This is a genomic window from Streptomyces sp. NBC_01716, from assembly GCF_036248275.1.
Taxonomy (GTDB): domain Bacteria; phylum Actinomycetota; class Actinomycetes; order Streptomycetales; family Streptomycetaceae; genus Streptomyces.
The window spans coordinates 1,397,129-1,415,000 of sequence record NZ_CP109181.1 but is presented as its reverse complement, the minus strand read 5'-3'; the positions used below and the strand labels follow the sequence as shown (position 1 = coordinate 1,415,000).

The window sequence follows — 17,872 nt, the reverse complement described above, 5'->3', positions numbered from 1 at the left end:
TCGGGCGGGGCGGTCACCATCCCGCGGCCCGTCCCGGGCGCCGCGGGTCGCAGTATCCGTGGCGGTGGCCGTCCGCGTCGACTTCCACCGCGTGGACGGAACCGAAGTGCCAGAAGTACGGGGTCGTCAGCCGTACGTCGGCGCCGTAGCGGGTGGCGAGCGTGTCCAGTACCCGCGGATCGACACGGGCCTCGACGGTGAACGGCTGGTCGGTCTGGGCGCCTTGGAAGCGCGGCGCGTCGATCGACTCGGGCAGGCCGAGGCCGTAGCCGAGGTGGTTGGCCAGCACGATCGCGGTGGCGCGCGCGGACAGGCCGGGTGACCCGAGGGCGAGGTGCGGTGCCCCGTCGCGGGCGACCATGGTGGGCGGGAACGGCGACAGGACGCGCCGCCCTTCGCCGTTGCCGGTGCCCGGGAAGCTGTTGCCGCTGTTGACGGGGATGCCGTCCACCACCAGACCGGTGCCGAAGGTGGTGCCGTAGACGCTGTGGGTCAGCGACGCCATGTTGCCCGCACCGTCCACCGCCACGACGTGGTCGGTGTTGTTGGTGTGCGGCGTGCCGGGCGGCCGGACGGTACCGCTGCTCGCCGGCACCGGGTCGCGCCTGGCGTTGCCGCGGATCAGCGCGGCCAGCGACGCCGCGAAGTCGGGTGACAGAAGTTCGTCCACCGGTACGTCGTAGGACAGCGGGTCCTTCACGAAGCGTTCGGTGAAGAATTCAGCGAAGGCCATGGCACGCCGCAGCACTTCGAGGGCTTCGGCGTCGCGCGTGTAGTGGCCCATGGCGGGCAGGTCGAAGTTCTCCAGGATGCCGAGCACGAGCGCGATGAGGACGCCCGCGGACGACGGGGGCGGGGCGCCGACGATCTCGTGGCCCCGGTAGGCGCGGCGCACGGGCCGGGTCGCGCGCGCCGCGTAGTCGTCGAGGTCGCGGACGGTCACGGTACCGCCGGTTTCCCGCACGGCGGTCACGAAGCGGGACGCCCACGCACCGCGGTAGACGTGGTCGGGGCCATCCACGGCGATCCGCCGCATCGTCTCGGCCAGCGCCGGGCGGACCAGCCGCTCCCCGACCGGCGGTACGTGGCCGTCCGGCAGGAATTCGGCGCGGCCCGAGGGGTGGGCGGACAACCGGCCCGCGGCGGCTTCGAAGGCTTCGCCGTACAGGAAGGAGTACATGGGGAAACCGGCCGCCGCGACCTCGACGGCCGGTGCGAAGTAGTCGGCCCAGGGAATGCTGCCGTGGCGCTCCATGGCCAGGTGCATGCCCGCCACGGCGCCGGGGACCGCGACCCGTCGGCCGGAGGAGGCGCCCAGGGCGCCGTCCACCGTCACATAGTGGTCCCAGGTGGCGGACACCGGCGGGTCGTCGCGAGTGTGGTCGAGTTCGCCGTCGATGTAGTCGTAGGTCTGCCGCGCCGCGTCGTAGTGGAGCACCGACATTCCACCGGCCAGCGTGGTCATCTGCGGTTCGACCACACCTTGCAGGGGGACGGCCGTCAGCACCGCGTCCATGGCGTTGCCGCCGCGCCGCAGGACGTCCAGCATCGCGTCGGCGACGACGGGATGCATGGCCGAGACCATGGCGGTGCCGCCGTGAGCCGCGGTCTTCCGCCCTTGTTCGAGTGCCAGGTCCACGACCGGCCACTGGCCCTCCGTCATACCGACCCCCTCCCCTGGCCCGACTGCGGGACCGGTGCCGGGCCGACGCCCATGGCCGACGCCACCAGGCCGACCGGCGGGGAACCCAGGGCCATCAGCTCGCGGTGGAAGCGCGGCAGGGTGAAGTCGCTGCCCCACGCGGTCTTCGCCTGGTCGCGCAGCCGCCGCACGAGGACCTTGCCCCAGGTGTAACGGATGTACGTCGGCTCCCAGACGCCGCGCAGCGCCTCGGCCCGCGCGGCGGGACCCGCCAGGAACGCCTTGCGTTCGAAGAGGGCGACAGCGTCATCGAGGGTGAGGGAACCAGTATGGATACCGAGCGCGGCCTGTACGCGGACGGCCCGCATCATGGCTTCCTGCGCCATGCCGAACTGGTAGAGGGGGCTGTCGTCCTGGTAGCCCTCCTCCCACATCATCTCCTCGGCGTAGTGGGCCCAGCCCTCGAAGAACAGCTCGGACCACAGCGTCTTACGGATCGGCCGGTCGACCTGCCCCATCATCAGAGCGTGACTGCAGTGGCCGGGGCCGATCTCGTGGACGGCCATCACGGCCATCGCGGGCCGGTTGAAGCGGGACAGCCAGGCGCGGTGATCGTCGAGCGACCAGTGCGGGGACGGCCCGGTCACATGGAAGAGCGAGTGGCCCCGTGTCTCCCAGGGCGCGGTCCAGCTCACCCTTCCCGCCGCCCAACTCCGCGCGGGCGGGCTGGGTTCGATGACGCACGCCTCGTCCACGATCGGCACCAGATCGCGCTCGCGGACGAAGCGAGCGGCCAGCGCGACCTGTGCCTGCGTGTCGGCGAGGATCCGCGGGAAGTCGCCGTGGTCGGCCCGCACCCGAGCGCTGAGCCGCCGGGTCCGAGCGGCCGGATCGTCGGCGCCCGCGGGGTCGAGGCGGGCTGCGGCATCGTCCAGGATGTCGCTCATCCGCGCGTACTCGCTGTCGGCCATGGCGGCCAGCTCTTCCAGGTCCGCCACAACGCGGTCCTCGCAGCCGAGGAGCGCCGTGAGGTCGGCCCTGCCGAGGCCGGCGGCCGGAGCGGCCTCGCGTGCGGCGTATTCGAGGTGCGCGGTCAGCCGCGCCAGCGCGGCCAGTGCGCGGACACCGTCCTCGCCGTCGTCCTCACGGACCTCGGCGGCCATCCCGCGCGCCGCGGGCAGGAACATCCCGGCGACGGAGGACGACAGTTCGTCCAGCGCCTCGATCGCATTGTCCACGGCGTCCGGCCAGAGCCGCAGGTGGCGGCGCCTGGCCTCCTCGCGTACCGCGCCGTCGTCGTAGGGCCGGTCGTACGACGACAGGTCCAGTGCCTCGATATGGACCCAGGGGTCCCAGCGGTGCTGGCGGATACGGCCGAACCGGGTCCGCATGGCGTTCTCGGTGGCCGCGAGCTGTGCTTCGTCGTGCGCGTCGTCCAGCGCGGGACCGCCGAGCGCGGCGAGCGCCGAGGCCACCCCGGACGGCGACAGATCGACGATCGTGCCGTCGTACTCGTCGTGCAGTCCTGAGTACTCGCGCAGGTAGGCGGCGTCCAAGTCGCAGACGTGGCGCAGCCGTGGGAACAGCTCAGCCATCGGTGGTCTCCCTGGTGGTGGTACGAGGTCGGGCGGTGTACGGGTAGGCGGTCGCGTGTACGGGGTCGCCTGTACGTCGTCGCGGGCCGCGGTCGGTCACAGTTCCAGTCGGCGTCCGCGCTGGACGACGCGCAGGAGCAGCGCACCGAGTCCGACGACGAGCACCGAGAGCGCGGTCATGATCGTGGACAGGGCGGCGGGCGTCGGGTCCTGGTAGTTGTTGAGGTAGCCGTACATCCACACCGGCAGGGTCTGCTGGTCGGAGTTGAGCAGGAAGATCGACAGGTCGATCTCGTTGAAGCTGACGAGGAAGGCGAAGACTCCGCTGATCAGCAGGGCGGGCGCGATCTGCGGCAGCGTCGTGCCCAAGAAGGCGCGCAGCGGCGAGGCGCCGAGGTCGATCGCCGCGTAGTCGAGGGTGCGGTCGGCCCGCGTCAGGGCTGCGGACAGCAGCACGATCACGAACGGCACGGTCGCCACGGTGTGCGCGAGGACCACGGCCCAGCGACCGGAGGGCAGGCCCGCCCGGGCGAGCAGCATGAACACGGCGAAGCCGAAGGCGATCTTGGGCACCACGACGGGTGAGAACAGCGCCGACTGGACGATTCCGCTGCCCCGGAAGCGGTAGCGCACCAGGGCGACCGCACCGGCAGAACCGAGCAGTACGGCGAGCACGGCGACCAGGGCACCGATCCACACGCTGCCGACGAAGGCGTCCATGACGCCGTCTTGGTGGTAGAGGCTGGTGTACCAGCGGGTGGAGAAGCCGGGCGGCGGCCATACCCCGTAGGAGACCGACGACAGCGAGCTGATCACGACGATCGCGGCGGGCACGAGCTGGAAGGCGTACAGCACGGCCATCCACACCCCGAGTCCGCGGATGCCCCTCGGCGGCGACGGACTGATCGTGACGCCGCCCTGGTCGGCCTCGGCGAACCGGCGCTGGAGGAGTACGAACGCTCCGGTGGAGACCAGCGCCAGGACCAGTAGCACCAGGGCGCAGACGGAGGCGCCCGGATAGTCCGTGGTGCCGACCAGGGAGTAGATGCTGGTGGACAGGGTCGCGATCCGCCCACCGCCGAGGAGGCTGGGGGCGGTGAAGCTGGAGATGGCCAGGGCGAAGGTGAGCTGGCAGCCGGCGATGAGCCCCGGTGCGCTCAGCGGCAGGGTGATGGAACGGAAGGTGCGCCAGCGGGAGGCTCCGAAGTCGTCGGCCGCGTCGGCGAGTGTGCCGTCGATCTGGCGGAAGGTGCTGCTGATCGGCAGGACCATCAGCGGCAGCAGCGTGTGCACGAGCGCGATGACGACGGCGCTGCGCTCGTACAGCAGGTGGACAGGACCGATGCCGAACAGGCCGAGCGCGGAGTTGAGGAAACCCTCCTGGCCGAGCAGCAGTTGCCAGGCGTAGACGCTGGCGATGCCGGAGAAGACCAGCGAGGAGAAGACCACCGCGTATCCGGCGTTGCGCCAGCCGGTCCGCTTGGTGTGGTGCAGGGCCAGGGCGGTGAGATAGCCGACGACCGCGGTGATCCCGGTGACCAGCAGACCGACGAGTACGGTCTGCCAGATCACCGACCAGTAGTAGGAGCTGGTGAGGACTTTGGCCCATGTGGCCAAGGTGTTGGGGGTGTTGACGCCACCGGGTTGGTACTCCTGCAGGGAGTACTCGACGAGTGACTCCATGGCGAAGGCGAACACCGCGAGCAGCAGCACGATACTGGGGGCGAGCAGCAGCAGTGCGGTGCGCCGGTCGCGGCCCTTGCCGGTGAAGGTTTTGGGGTGTCCTCGGCGGGGTCCCGGCTCTTCGGGGGCGGGGCGCTCCGCCGTGGCCGTCGCCGCCCCGCTCACCGGGGCGGCTTCTCGTATGCCGCCTGGAGGGTTGTCCGCCATCGTGCAGGTCCTTCCGGTCGTGGGTGGACGTCGTCAGAACTGGCTTGTCGGAATTGGGCCGTCAGATCTTGGAGACGACTTCCTCGTTCCACCGCGCGGTCCAGGCGGCCATGTTCTTACCGACGGTGTCCCAGTCGACGTCCACGAACTTCTGGTCGGGGCCCGCGGCGATGGCCGGGATGGCCTTGAGCTTCGAGGTCAGCTTCGATGTGCTGGAGGCGGGAATCTGGATCGAGGTGTCCACCCAGCGCTGGTTCCACTTGGGCTGGAGCATCTCGTTGACGATGTCGTAGCAGACCTCGAGCTGGTCGTCGGAGCTGCCGGAGTTGATGTTCACGCCGACCGGGTCGAAGAAGGCGCCCTCGGTGGGACGGCTGTAGCCCAGCGGCGCGCCCTGGCTGCGCCAGGCGGTCGAGGTGCCCAGGTAGTGCGAGGTCAGCGGGGCCTCGCTGGTGGACAGGACGTTGAGGAACTGGGGGTTGGCCGTCACGATCGTGCGGATGTTCTTGGCGTGCTCGATCCACAGCTCGAAGCCCGGATCCATGTTGTCCCAGCCGCCCCCGTTGAGGTTGGCGGCCATGCCGATGGCCCACCAGGGGACGGTGAAGAAACAGAGCTTTCCGCGCTGGTCGGGCGACCACAGGTCGGTCCAGGACTCGAAGCCCTTGGGATACGTCTTGGTGTTGTGGACCAGCCCCATCTGGTCGGCTCCGAACACCACACCGCAGTGGTCGCGTTCGACGAACTGCGGGTGCAGTTGGGCGGTGTTGGGGATCTTGCTGTAGTCCAGCTTGAGGTACATACCGGTGGCCTTGCCGGTGGCCGTCGCGCCGCCGTTGGAGAAGACCAGGTTGTTCAGCGGCTTGTGCGGGCCGGCCTGGTAGGCGGCGGTCTGCTTGGCGAGATTGAGCGTGTCGTCGATCTTGATCTGTACGTTGGGGTGCTTGTCCTGGTACTCCTTGGCGAACTCTCTCGGCATGACGCCCAGATCGGCGCCCGCGAAGGGGGTCATGGTGATGGTGAGCTTCTTGCCCGAGCCCGAACTCGCGGACGCGCCGGGCTGCTTGTTCGAGGCGCAGGCAGCCAGGAAGAGCCCGGCCGCCACCGCACCGCCGCCGGCCAGCAGCGAGCGCCGCGACACCGGGGTACGGCTTGTTCCTTCTCCTGCGGGCGACGTGGCTCCGGCCGCCGCCTTGTCCCCATTCGAGCTGTCCGTGTTGCTGTGCATGGTCTCTCCCTGGGTGGTCAAGGCACTTCAGATGGTGGGCCCGCGCTCGGCCAGGTCCTGTCCGCGAAGATCCGCCGGACAGGCCCTAGGGCGTGTTTTAGAAGTAGCGTCGTCCGCCCATCGGGCGGGGCCCACGGCGTCTGGTGCGTGCGATCGCAAGGCGGAGGATCATCCTCGTACTGGACGTACTTGGATGACTCCGACAACGCGGCGAGCGCGCGTGCCAGGCGTCGTGGGCCAGACGGGACTTCTCAAACACGCCCTAGTTGCCGGCGCCGAGCATGACGGCGGCGTCGGACGGCCAGCCGATCTCGACCTCGTCCCCCGCGGCGATCCCCCGTGCGTCCTTGGCGGGGAGTTGTACGACCAGTTCGGGCCCGGAGTCCGCCACGGCCACCTGGAAGCGGATGCTCGCTCCCTGGAAGGTGAGGTCGGTGACGCGGGCGGTGAAGAGATTGTCGAAGCCGGTGGTCAGCCTGGGCCGCATGGCGATGGCCTCCGGCCTGACCGACAGCGCCGTGCCGGGGCCCGGGGTGCGGCAGGTGAAGCCGTCCGCGCGCAGCACCCGGTCATCGACGGCGCCGCGGATGATGTTGGTGTCGCCGAGGAACGTGGCGACGAATTCGGTGGCGGGGCGGTCGTAGAGTTCGTCGGGCCGGCCGACCTGTTCGACGCGGCCCCCGTTCATCAGGGCGATCCGGTCGGAGATGGTGAACGCCTCGGTCTGGTCGTGGGTGACGAAGACGAAGGTGGTCCCGGACTCCTGCTGGATCTGCTTCAGAGCGCGCTGCATCTGTACCCGCAGCCGCAGGTCCAGCGCGCCCAGGGGTTCGTCGAGCAGCAGTACGGCGGGCTTGTTGGCCAGGGCGCGGGCGATCGCCACCCGCTGCTGCTGGCCGCCGGACAACTGCGCGGGCTTGCGGGTGGCGTAACCCGCGAGGTCGACCAGGTCGAGCATGTCGGTGACGGTCGTCCGGATCTCCGCGCGTGACTGGCGGCGGATCTTCGGGCCGAAGGCGATGTTTTCGGCCACGGTGAGGTGCGGGAAGAGTGCCAGTTTCTGGAAGATCAGGTTGGTCGGCCGCTTGTTGGGCGGCACTCCGGTCATGTCCTTGCCCGCGATGGCGACGGTGCCTTCTGTGGGCTGTTCGAGACCGGCGAGTATGCGCAGTGTCGTGGACTTCCCGCATCCCGACGGCCCCAGGAGCGAGAAGAACTCACCGCGCCTGACGCCGAGGTTCATGCTGGTCACCGCGGTCTCGCCGCCGGGATAGGTCTTGCTGACATTGGTCAATCGGGCGTCGAGAGCCGACGGATCGTCCGGGTTCACAGCTTTCACCTGAACTTCCATTCATTGGAACTTGGCTTCCACTGGGGTGGGCAGGACGCTAAGTGAGTAACAAGGGTGCGGTCAACGGTCGATTACGAAGTTCTTGAATCGGCGAGGATTCGCAGGGCACTGTTCCAGCCATCCGGCCGGACTCGGAAGCGGGCACAGGGCCCGCTCGCCCGAGCGCTCAACACCCGTCTGTCACCTGGGAGTTCACTCCCTCGGCGGCGCCCGGGCCGGCCCGTACGGAGCGCCGTCGCACCGGGCCCGAATGCCGTACGATCCGTCCGGTAAAATCTGCGTTACGCGCGCGGCCTGTACAGCGCCCTCACGGACCGGAGCACCGGCACAGGGCAGCGAGTCATGTGAACCACCCGCCGGCTGAGACCCCACCAGGGGCAGCGCGGCAGCTCGCGCGCCTGTGGCCGGAACCAGTACATGGCTCGGGCCGTTCCACCGGCCGACGGGCGGATGACACCGCAAGGTCGCGTGGAGCGGGGATTCCTAGAGGGAACCCCCCGCTCTCGCGCGCCTTGGCGCGTCATGGAAGGACGGCTGCGCCGTGTCGATGACCCTGCCCTCCGTACTGCGGCGCGTGCCGCTGCGGCAGTTGGTCTGTCTCGTTCCGCTCGTCCTCGTGGCCGCCTGGGTGGCCGGGAACTGGCCGGTGATCCTCTCGGGCATCGAGGAGCTGCGCGGCGCGGACCGGAACTGGCTGCTGGCCGCGGTCGTTGTGACCGGGGCGTGCTGGATACCCGTCTGTCTGCTGAGGCAGGGCACCGTCATGGAATCGCTGCCCGCCGGGCGGCTCCTGGCCTCCCAGGTCGCGGCCGGGTCCGCGAACCATCTGCTCCCCGCCGGGCTCGGCGCGCACATGGTGACGCTGCGTTTCCTCCAGGGCTGCGGGATACCCACCGCGCGGGCCTTCGCCGCGCTCGCCCTCTACTCGCTGGCCCAGCCGATCGGCCGCTACACCCTGCTGCTCACGCTCATGGCCCTCTACCCGGGGTCCATCCCGCTGGGCGGACTGCTGCCGGCGGAGTACGGGCTGCCGGCGCTGCTCCTCCTGGTCGGCGCGCTCACACTGGCGGCGCTGGTGCTCTGGTCGGTACGGCCGCTGCGCGGCTTCGTCCACGACTTCCTGCGGACCGCGCTGACCGACGCGCGCGCCCTGCACACCAGGCCCGCCCGGGTGATCGCCCTGTGGACCGGGGCACTGGCCTTCCCCGCGCTCCAGGCCGCCGTCATGGTCACGGTGGCCCGCGCGCTCCAGATGCCGGTGCCCACCGTCGACATCATGATCGCCTACCTGGCCGCCAGCATCGTCGCCGGGATCGTGCCGACCCCCGGCGGAGTCGGCTCCGTCGAGGCGGCGCTGCTCATCGCGCTCGTCGGCGCGGGCTCCCCGGTCTCCGTGGCGACCGCCGCCGTCCTCGGATTCCGCATCGTCACGGTGTGGCTGCCGCTGCTCCCCGGCGCTCTGGTGCTGGCCGTGCTGGTCCGCCGGAAGGTTCTCTGAGCGCCGGGTACGGCGGCCGGACGGGCAGCGTCAGGAGCAGGGCGAGCTCCGTCCAGACGAACATGTTGCTCCCGACGAAGCCGTCGACGCCGCCCACGTCGAAGCGCCACAGCCAGACGACGTAGCTGCACAGGATCACGTACACCGAGACCGCCGCGATCAACGGGCGGCCCCGGCGCGGCGGTTCGAGGGCCCGGTCGGCGAGGACCGCGAGCGCCGGGAGCAGCCAGACCAGGTGGTGCACCCAGGTGACCGGGCTGACGAGGCACGCGGCGGCGCCGGTCAGCGCGATGCCGCCGCGCACGTCGCCCACCGCTCTGGCCTTGTCCACCCGGTACGCCCAGGCGCCGACGACGGCGAGGACGCCGCAGGCCCACCACAGCCGCTCGGGTTCGGCCGGCGCCGAGAGCCGGGCGAGGACGCCCTGCCAGGACTGGTTGGAGACGTAACTCAGGTCGCCGATGCGGCTCGTGTCCCAGAGGGCCGACGTCCAGTACGCGTGCGAGGCATCCGGTGCGAGCCACAGGGCGAGCAGGGTCGCGCCCACGGCGACGGCGGCGGCCGTGCCGGCGGCCCGCCAGCGGCGGGTGACCACGAGGTAGCCGATGAAGATCGCGGGGGTGAGCTTGACCGCCGCGGCGAGCCCGATGCCGACACCCGCCCAGCGGCTGCCGGTGGACAGCAGACGGGCGTCGGTGAGGACGAGGGCCAGCAGCAGGAGGTTGACCTGACCGAAGCTGATGCTGTCGTAGACCGGTTCCAGCAGGGCGAGCATGCACAGGATCAGGGTGTACGCGGTCCACCGGTCCAGGCCGTGCCGGCGGATCACCGGTTCGGCGAGCCGGCGCAGGATCAGGGCCAGGGCGCCGAGATTCGCCGCGACACCCGCGGTCAGCGCGACGGGCCAGCTGAACAGCGACAGCGGCAGCACGCACAGGGCCGCGAAGGGCGGGTACGTGAACCCGTACGACTGGCCCGGCACCCGGTAGTCGTAGAGCCCGGCGCCCCGCACCCCGCCCTCGGCACCGGTCCAGTGGTTCACCGCGTCGTAGTAGACCCACAGGTCGAACCAGTCCCGGTGGTACGGGACGGTCGCGACGAAAGCCGTCACGACCGCGCACAGCACGCCCAGGAGCAGATATCTGCGGCGCCGCGACATGGGCCGCCAGCCCGTGGACCACCGCTCCGTCATGCTCAGGTCCGTCATGCCACTCTCCCCGGTTCCCGTGCGGTCAGCGTCACTTGGTCGCCCGACATCTCGCGGGCCCACCAGAGCGCGACCAGCGCGAACACTCCGCCGCAGATCGCGAGCGCCAACTGAAGGCCGTCCGCGGCGAGTCCGCTGGGCAGCTGGGCCAGCGCGAGCACCCCGCTGGCGACGGCCACCACCCGGCGCGCCGGTCCCGGCGGGGCCGCGGCAGCCAGCGGGAACAGGCCCCACAGCACGTACCAGGGGCGGATCGCCGGGCCCAGAACGGCGACCGCGATCAGGCTGAGGCCCAGCGCGTACACGGGGCTGTGCCGGGGGCGGCGCAGCCACACCACCAGTACGGCGACGGCCGTCGCCGCCAGACCCGCCGCGCGCCAGGCGTCGATGGCGAACGGTGCCAGGTCGCTGCCCGCGCTCCGCAGCGCGGAGGCGGTCATCCGGCCGAGAAGGGAGGTGAGGGCCCAATTGTGCTGGGAAACCGGGGTGTTGAGGGCGCCGATCCAGCCGTAGCCGGTGCCGGTGACCGCGGTCACCGCGGCGGTCGTCGCCAGGGCGACCCCGGCGGACGCGGACGCCGCTCTGAGCCATCGGCAGCGGCCGGTCAGCCCGCCGGCCCAGAACGCGGCGACGGCCAGCAGCCCCAGCGCGGCAGGCGCCTTGACCAGCGCGGCGAGAGTCATCAGGACCGCGCCGAGCACCGGGAAGCGGCCCTTCGCGGCCACCAGCCCCATGCCGAGCAGACCCAGCATCACGGCGTCGTTGTGCGCGCCGGCCACCAGATGCAGCAGGAGCAGCGGATTGAGCGCCCCCAGCCACAGCGCGGCACCCGGGTCGGTTCCGCTGCGGCGGGCGAGCTGCACCAGTGACAGCACCATCAGGCCAACGCCCAGCAGCGCGACCAGCCGCATGCCGAACACCCCGGCCGGCAGTTCCGCCCGTGAGGCGCGCGCGATCAGCGAAGCGAACGACAGGAACAGCGGACCGTACGGGGTGGGCGTGTCCTGCCACATGGGCGAGACCTGCGCGGCGAGCGGACCGCCGAGCTGGTCGGGGCCATGGGTGTAGACGTCGATCTGGGCCTCCACCATCGCGCCCTGCGCCAGATAGCTGTACACGTCGCGGCTGAACAGCGGCGGGGCGATCACCAGCGGCGCGGCCCACACCGCGAGCGTGACCACCATGCCGCGCGCACCGGGCGGGCGCCCTCCGCGCACGGCGCGGCCCAGCCAGGCCCAGGCCGCGACGAGCAGCACGAGCCCGAAGTAGGCGCCGAAGAGTCCGACCGCCGCCGCTTCGGACGACGGCGCGAAGGCGTCGTCGACCGGCAGCGCACCGGCACTCGCGCCGCCGACGGCCACGGCCGTGGAACCGGCGAGCCCCAGTAGCCGGCATTTGCGTATGTGTGATTCGTCGCCCGGGGTCTGCACTCAGGGAGCGTGCCCGTGGCCGGTGGCGAGAAGGGAACGTGCGGTGCGCCGGAGGGAGTCCGGAACGTGTCGGGCACGACTGGTACGGACCGAGGCGGTCCTCGGTCCGCACCTGTCGCCTTCCGGCCTTACACGGTGGTCACCGTCGGCCACCGCCCGTCAGTTTCCCCGGTGCGAGCGGCGGCGTCGGGCCGCCGGTGATCACGAAGCCCGAGCCCGGCTGGGTGACGATGTCGCCGTCCGCCGAGTTGGTGATCGTGACGTCGGACAGCGTCGCGCTGCCCCTGGCCCCGCTCATGGCCAGGATGCCCGCGCCGTTGTTGGATTTGTCGATCCTGACGTTGTTGATCACGACGCCCGGCATGGTGCCGCCGCCCGTCTTGAACTGGATGCCGTCATACGTGGAGTCGTAGATGTCCGTGTCCCTGATCGTGACACCGGGGATGTCCCGGCTCGCCGCGAACAGGGTGATGGCACCGAACTCCTGGTCCTCGTTCCAGAAGGCACCGCCCGTGCGGTGGAGCGCGTTGTTGGCGATCAGGGTCTGCCCGGAGAAGGGCAGCGGATCGTGGTCGGTCGCCAGCATGATGCCCGGGTAGTTCGCCGTGTCGGAGACGATGTTGTTCTCGATCTTGTTGCCGTAGCCGCCGTAGACCGCGATGCCGGTCGCGCGCCAGGGCAGCTGGATCGTGTTGTTGGTGAACGAGTTGTCGTGCGCGATGTCGACGGAGGTGTCCTTGACGTACCGGTTGGCCCAGACCGCCAGGGAGTCGTCACCGGTCGTGCGGAACGAGGAGTTGAACACCTTGGAGTTCCGCGTGCCGTTGGTGAAGTTGATCCCGTCGGCGTACGTGTTCCGGATGCGCATACCGGTGAACTCAAGGCCGTCGGCGGGGCCCCAGAGCGCCGGGATGTTGTCGTAGTCGCGGCCGACCCAGACACCGACGTTGGCGTGCTCGATCCAGACGTCTCTGATCTTCGTGTTCTTGCCGAACCGGCCGTTGAGGCCGACTCCGCCCTCGGCTCCCCCGCCGCCGCGGATCCGGCCGGAGCCGAAGATGGCGATGTCGGAGATCTGGGTGTTGTCGTCGATGTCGAAGCCGAAGTTGCCCTCGTGCGGATGGTTGATCCCGCCCGCGTTCTGTGGCTCGGTCAGGGTGTAGAGCTGTGAGTGCCACATACCCGCGCCGCGGATGGTGACGTTCTTGATGCCGATCTGGTTGTACTGGCCCTGGTTCTGCGGGTCGTCGGTCAGGATCTTCTGTTCCTGGCGCCACTGGCCCGCCGGGATCCAGACACACGCGATGGCACCGTTCTGGTCGGCGGTGACCGCCGCCTGGATGGCGGCCGTGTCGTCGTTGCCGTCGCCCGGGACCGCGCCGTACTCCGTGATCGAGGTGCACTCGGCGGGCTTGGCCGCCGGGGGCGCGACCTGCTCCAGGTCGATCAGGTCGATGTAGTAGAAGGGCGCGCTGTCACCGGCGTCGCGCTGGAGCTTGAACTTGGTGCCCGCCGGATAGGTCGTGGACAGCAGCGAGTTGGCCTCGTCGAAGAGCCGCCGGGCATCCGCCTGGGGCGTGTTCGTCAGGGCCTCGGGGCCGTCCGTGTCGCCGTACAGCCAGCTGTGCTTCGAGGAGAGGTTCAGCTTCTTCACGAAGGTGTCGTCGGCGTACAGGCTGATCGTGGCCTCGGTGCCGCCGCCGTTCGGGGCGTCGGGGATCGAGTTGCGCACCACGATCGAGTTGGCGGGGTTGGTGGAGGTGAACTCCACGAACTGGCCTGTGCTGGTGAGGCGTACCGACTTACGGCCCGAGGACTCGGAGCCGAAGTTGGTGTGCCCGAAGGTGCGTACCGCGTCGGCCTCCACCAGGGTGCCCTGGTAACGCCCGGCCTCCGCCTCGTACTCGACGTACGGGACCGCCGCCCCGCGCCCGACCACGATCGAGCGGGAGAACGAGTTGTTGGTCTCGTTGGTCTCCGTCACCACATCGGTCGCGTCCGCGGTGGCCACGATGTTGGCGCCGCCGCTGGTGGCGGTCCAACTGCCGTTGACACTCACATTGGTCGTCGCGCCGGCCGCGATCGAGGGGGTGTTGGTGTTCAGCGTCGTGCCGCCCACCGCCACCCGGGTGACCGTGGTGGCACCGCTCGCGGTCGTCCCTCGGTTCCGCACCGCCACGCTGAACTGGACCGAGGTGCCGACGGCGGGGTTCTGTGGCGTCGAATTGACGCTCAGCACCTGGAGGTCGGGCCCGGGGGCCTGACCCACGACCAGTGAACCGGCCGCGGTGAAGCTGTTGTTGTCGTTGTCCTGCTCGACGATCGTGTCGGTCGGGTCCACCACGGCCGTCACCTTGTAGGTGCCTTCGGCGCGCTTGCCCGCGGCGACCTGGACGGTCTGCGAGGCACCCGCGGCGAGGCCGCCGACGGAGGCGCTGCCGGCGACCACTCCGCCGATGCCGACGTTCACGGTCGTCGGGCCGGACGCGGCCGTCCCGGCGTTGCGCACCGTCGCGCTCACGGTGGTCGTGTCGGTCTCCACCGGGGCGGTGGGGGACCAGGAGAGCCCGGTGACGGTGAGGTCGGGGTTGGGCGCGGGGCTCCCGACGACCTGGAGTTCGGCGACCTGGCCGCCCTGAGCGCCGGTGTTGGAGAAGAACTGGAGCTGTACGTCGGCGACGCGCCCGGTGACCGGGATGCGTACCGAGTTCTGGTTCGTCGCCGGGTTGAAGCCGTAGTCGGCGCGCGCCTTGAGCGAGGTGAACCCGGCGGCGCCCTGGGCGCGGCCGAGCACCTGGATGTTCTGGGTCCGGGCGCCCCACGCCGCGTCGGGGTTGAGCTTGACCACGACGGAGGTGATGTCGGCGTCCGCCCCGAGCTTGACCGTCAGGGTCGATGGGTGGCCCGTGGACTCCCAGTAGGTGTTGACGCTGCCGTCGTTGGCGTTGGCCGCGACGAAGTTGTGGATCGTCGACGACGCCTCGATCGCCTTGCCGCGTGCCAGGTCGGTGCCGTCGTCACCGGGGTCCGGGTCGGGGTCCCCGCCCGCGGGGCCGTAGATCCCGAACTCGGATATCTGCGCCGCCGGCCAGCCCGTGTTGCCGGTGATGTTCAGCCGTACGTAACGGACGCCGGTGGAAGGGAAGTCGATGGTGACGGTGTTCCCCGACGCGGGGGTGAACAGCCGCCCCTGCGAGGCGGAGAGAGTGCTGTAGGTGTTCCCGTCGGTGCTGCCCTGGACGCCGAGGGCCTGGGTGCGGGCCTCCCAGGTCGTCGGGAGCTTGAGCACCACCTGGTCGACGGCGACGTTCGCGCCGAGGTCGACCCGGAGCGTCTGCGGGAACGCGTTGTCCGGTCCTTCCCAGTACGACGCCTGACTGCCGTCGGTGACGTTGGAGGCCGGGTGGTTCCCCTCGGACCCGCTCGCCGACACGCTCTTGCCGGCCGCCTGGTCGGGGCGCTCGGCCGCGGCGGCCGAGAGGGGGGTGAGCCCGGCGACGAACAGGCCGGCCATGACGAGGCCGGCGATCAGGCGTCGGCGGAGCTGTCCGGGTCTGAGCTGCTTCTGTCTCATATGGTCCTCTGTTCGGTTGGAACGAGGGAGCAGATGGTGAGCTGCTATGAAGTTGCGAGACGAGCCTTAAGAAATTGAGCCACTTGCTTACTTTTTTGCGATTCACAGGTTGCAATCATGCCCATGGCTTGTCAACGGTTTTCGCACAGGTAACACACGGGCCACCGGCCGCCCGACGGGTCGTCAGACGGCCGGGGTCGCGGGAGCGGCGGGGCCCGGCAGAAGCGCCATCCGCTCCTGCTCCTCCGCGACGATCCGCCGGGCCAGCGACTGCTCCGAGATGTCGACCGCGTCGGGCGTCGACTCCGCGACATCGCTGTGGCGGGCGTAGGCGTCGAAGAGACGCTTCTTCGTCCCCAGCAGGCGCAGTACGCGCTGGTCGACACTGTCGGCGGTCAGCAGCCGGTGGACCTGGACATGGCGTATCTGCCCCATCCGGTGCGCGCGGGCGATGGCCTGGGTCTCCAGCGTGGGCTTGACCTGTGGCTCGCACAGGATGACCACGGACGCGGCCTGGAGATTGAGACCGGTGCCGCCCGACTGGATCTGGCTCAGCAGAACGGCGTGTCCGGACGCCTCGGCGAAGCCGTCCACCCACTCCTGCCGCCGGGCGGCGGGCACCCGGCCGGTGAGCGGACCGAAGACGGTACGCGCGTGCGCGCCGGCGCCGGAGGCCGGGCCGAGCGCCTCCTCGGCGGCCGTCAGAACATCGTGGAAGAAGGAGAAGACGACCACCTTCAGACCGTTCGAAGCGGCCTCGCCTACGAGTTCGCGCAGCCGCCTGAGCTTGGCGGACGTGGCGGGATCGGCGTACGCCGCCCGGCGCATGGCCATGAAGTTCCCGGCCGCGACCGCCTGCCGGTAGGCGGCGCGCGCTGCGGGGCTGAACTCCTCCCACTCGTCCACCTGTTGCAGCTCCGGCAACTCGGTGAGGACGTCCTGCTGATTACGGCGCAGATACGCGGGAGCGACGGCCCTGCGGAAGGCCTCGGAGCCGATGACCGCGTCGCCGTGACGGATGGCGGGAAGGAGCGCGGGCTGCAGATGGCGCACCAGACTGCGGAACTCCTCGACCCGGTTCTCCATGGGCGTCCCGGTCAGGAACAGGACATGCCCGGCGCGCTCCGCCCAGCTCCGTACGGTCCGGGAGCGCCGGGTCTCGGGGTTCTTCACATAGTGCGCCTCGTCCACGACGAGCATGCCGACCCGCACGTCGTCCGGCACGGCGAGCGAGCCGAGCACGTCGTACGTCGTCACCGCGACGTCCCCGTGCCGCGTCCACTGCCCGAGGGCCACCGTCCGGTCCTGGCCGTGCACCCGGTACGCGCGCAGTGTGCTGCGGGACTCGATCTCCCGGATCCAGTTGATGACGACGCTGGCCGGGCAGACCACCAGGAAGTGCGTACGGCCCTCGGACTTGAGGTGCGCGAGCGCGGCGATGGCCTGGATGGTCTTGCCCAGACCCATCTCGTCGCCCAGGATCACCCGGTGCTGGGCCAGCGCGAACCTGGCCCCGAACGCCTGGTAGCCGCGCAGCGACACCCGCCGGTGGGTGTCGTCCAGCCGCTGCGTACGGACACGTTCGGAGATGTCGCCGGGCAGAAAACCCTCGGCCGCGTCCATGTCCGCGGTGGCTTCGGAGAGTTCGGCGAGGAGGACCAGATAGTCGGCGGGGCGGATCTGGAAGTCGAGCCATGCCTCGTCCGCCGAGACGGCGGGCCGCAGCAGATCCGTGGCCGCCTGGGCGAGCAGGAGCGGCACTTCGCCCGCGGCGGCGTCATCGAGGAAGGCGTCGACCAACTGGACCGCCCGCTGGGCCTGTTGCCGGCGCCGCTTTCCGGAGAACAGCATGCGCAGCCGGTCCCCGGCCGGGCGTGCCGGTGGCAGCAGCGGGGCGAGGTCCGCGTCGGTCCGGGCCGCCGCCGCGAGGGCGCGGGGCATGTCCGGGCCCGCGTTCACCATCCGGTTCAGCGCGACGACCAGGGCGGTGGCATGGGGATCGCCGATGTCGTCGGCGTCCAGCCGGACCGCTACGTGCTCCGCCATCGCCTCCGCGAGCTGCCGCGCGGCGGCGATGGCGTGACCGGCGCTCTGCGTGCCGATGCCGGGGATGTGGCGGAGCTCGTACGCCGTCGCGTCGAGCACCTTCCCGACGTCCGTGTACCCGGCCTGTTCGAGCGCGCCCAGCCGGAGCCTGCCCTCGGTGACATCGGCGAGCCGGGAGAGGGGGATGCCCGCCAACTCCCGGCGGACCAGCGCGTCGCGCAGCGGGGCGACCGCCTTGAGGACACCGTCCCGTACCTCGGCGTGGTCGGCGGCCACCCGGCGTGCCGTGGCGAGAAGCCTGTCGGCCCGGTCGAGCACGGCGCGCGCGCCGCCGCCCACCGGCACCGGCCTCCGCTCACGCCCCGCTCCGTCGCCCATGACGCCTCTCGCTGTCCGCCGCTTGTCCACCAC

At 70.6% G+C, this 17,872-nt stretch carries 10 protein-coding genes; 1 reads left to right on the top strand and 9 read right to left on the bottom strand.

What is annotated here, in order from left to right:
- Positions 1–13 precede the first annotated feature (13 nt).
- The 5 genes from OIE74_RS06015 to OIE74_RS05995 all read right to left on the bottom strand — a co-directional run bounded on the left by OIE74_RS06015 (position 14) and on the right by OIE74_RS05995 (position 7,694).
- A complete protein-coding gene (locus OIE74_RS06015) occupies positions 14–1,663 on the bottom strand; it encodes a gamma-glutamyltransferase family protein (protein ID WP_329379166.1) in 1,650 nt (549 codons plus the stop codon).
- On the bottom strand, positions 1,660–3,237 hold the full coding sequence (locus OIE74_RS06010) for a DUF885 family protein (RefSeq protein ID WP_329379164.1): 1,578 nt from the start codon (positions 3,235–3,237) through the stop codon (positions 1,660–1,662). Before OIE74_RS06010 ends, OIE74_RS06015 begins: the two co-directional genes overlap by 4 nt.
- Before the next feature lie 96 nt (positions 3,238–3,333).
- Positions 3,334–5,127 carry an ABC transporter permease gene (locus tag OIE74_RS06005; protein ID WP_329379163.1) on the bottom strand — a complete coding sequence of 598 codons (1,794 nt, stop codon included), beginning with the start codon at positions 5,125–5,127 and terminating at the stop codon, positions 3,334–3,336.
- 61 nt (positions 5,128–5,188) lie between these two features.
- Entirely contained in the window at positions 5,189–6,355 is a 1,167-nt protein-coding gene (locus tag OIE74_RS06000) for an ABC transporter substrate-binding protein (RefSeq protein WP_329379161.1), read from the bottom strand.
- Between the two features lie 262 nt (positions 6,356–6,617).
- The gene (locus OIE74_RS05995; RefSeq protein WP_329379158.1) at positions 6,618–7,694 is read right to left on the bottom strand and encodes an ABC transporter ATP-binding protein; all 1,077 of its coding nucleotides are present in this window, start codon (positions 7,692–7,694) and stop codon (positions 6,618–6,620) included.
- 559 nt (positions 7,695–8,253) lie between these two features.
- Between OIE74_RS05995 and OIE74_RS05990 the strand changes: the two genes are divergently transcribed.
- A complete protein-coding gene (locus OIE74_RS05990; protein ID WP_329392185.1) occupies positions 8,254–9,204 on the top strand; it encodes a lysylphosphatidylglycerol synthase transmembrane domain-containing protein in 951 nt (316 codons plus the stop codon).
- On the opposite strand, the gene OIE74_RS05985 is transcribed toward OIE74_RS05990, so the two are convergent.
- The 4 genes from OIE74_RS05985 to OIE74_RS05970 all read right to left on the bottom strand — a co-directional run bounded on the left by OIE74_RS05985 (position 9,134) and on the right by OIE74_RS05970 (position 17,839).
- On the bottom strand, positions 9,134–10,411 hold the full coding sequence (locus tag OIE74_RS05985) for a glycosyltransferase 87 family protein (protein WP_329379156.1): 1,278 nt from the start codon (positions 10,409–10,411) through the stop codon (positions 9,134–9,136). The genes OIE74_RS05990 and OIE74_RS05985 overlap by 71 nt on opposite strands.
- Complete coding sequence (gene mptB, locus OIE74_RS05980) at positions 10,408–11,841, bottom strand: polyprenol phosphomannose-dependent alpha 1,6 mannosyltransferase MptB (RefSeq protein WP_329379154.1); 1,434 nt, start codon at positions 11,839–11,841, stop codon at positions 10,408–10,410. Before mptB ends, OIE74_RS05985 begins: the two co-directional genes overlap by 4 nt.
- A gap of 139 nt (positions 11,842–11,980) precedes the next feature.
- Positions 11,981–15,415: a CARDB domain-containing protein gene (locus tag OIE74_RS05975; RefSeq protein ID WP_329379152.1), complete on the bottom strand. Its 3,435-nt coding sequence runs from the start codon at positions 15,413–15,415 to the stop codon at positions 11,981–11,983.
- Between the two features lie 183 nt (positions 15,416–15,598).
- On the bottom strand, positions 15,599–17,839 hold the full coding sequence (locus tag OIE74_RS05970; RefSeq protein ID WP_329379151.1) for a DEAD/DEAH box helicase: 2,241 nt from the start codon (positions 17,837–17,839) through the stop codon (positions 15,599–15,601).
- Positions 17,840–17,872 lie beyond the last annotated feature (33 nt).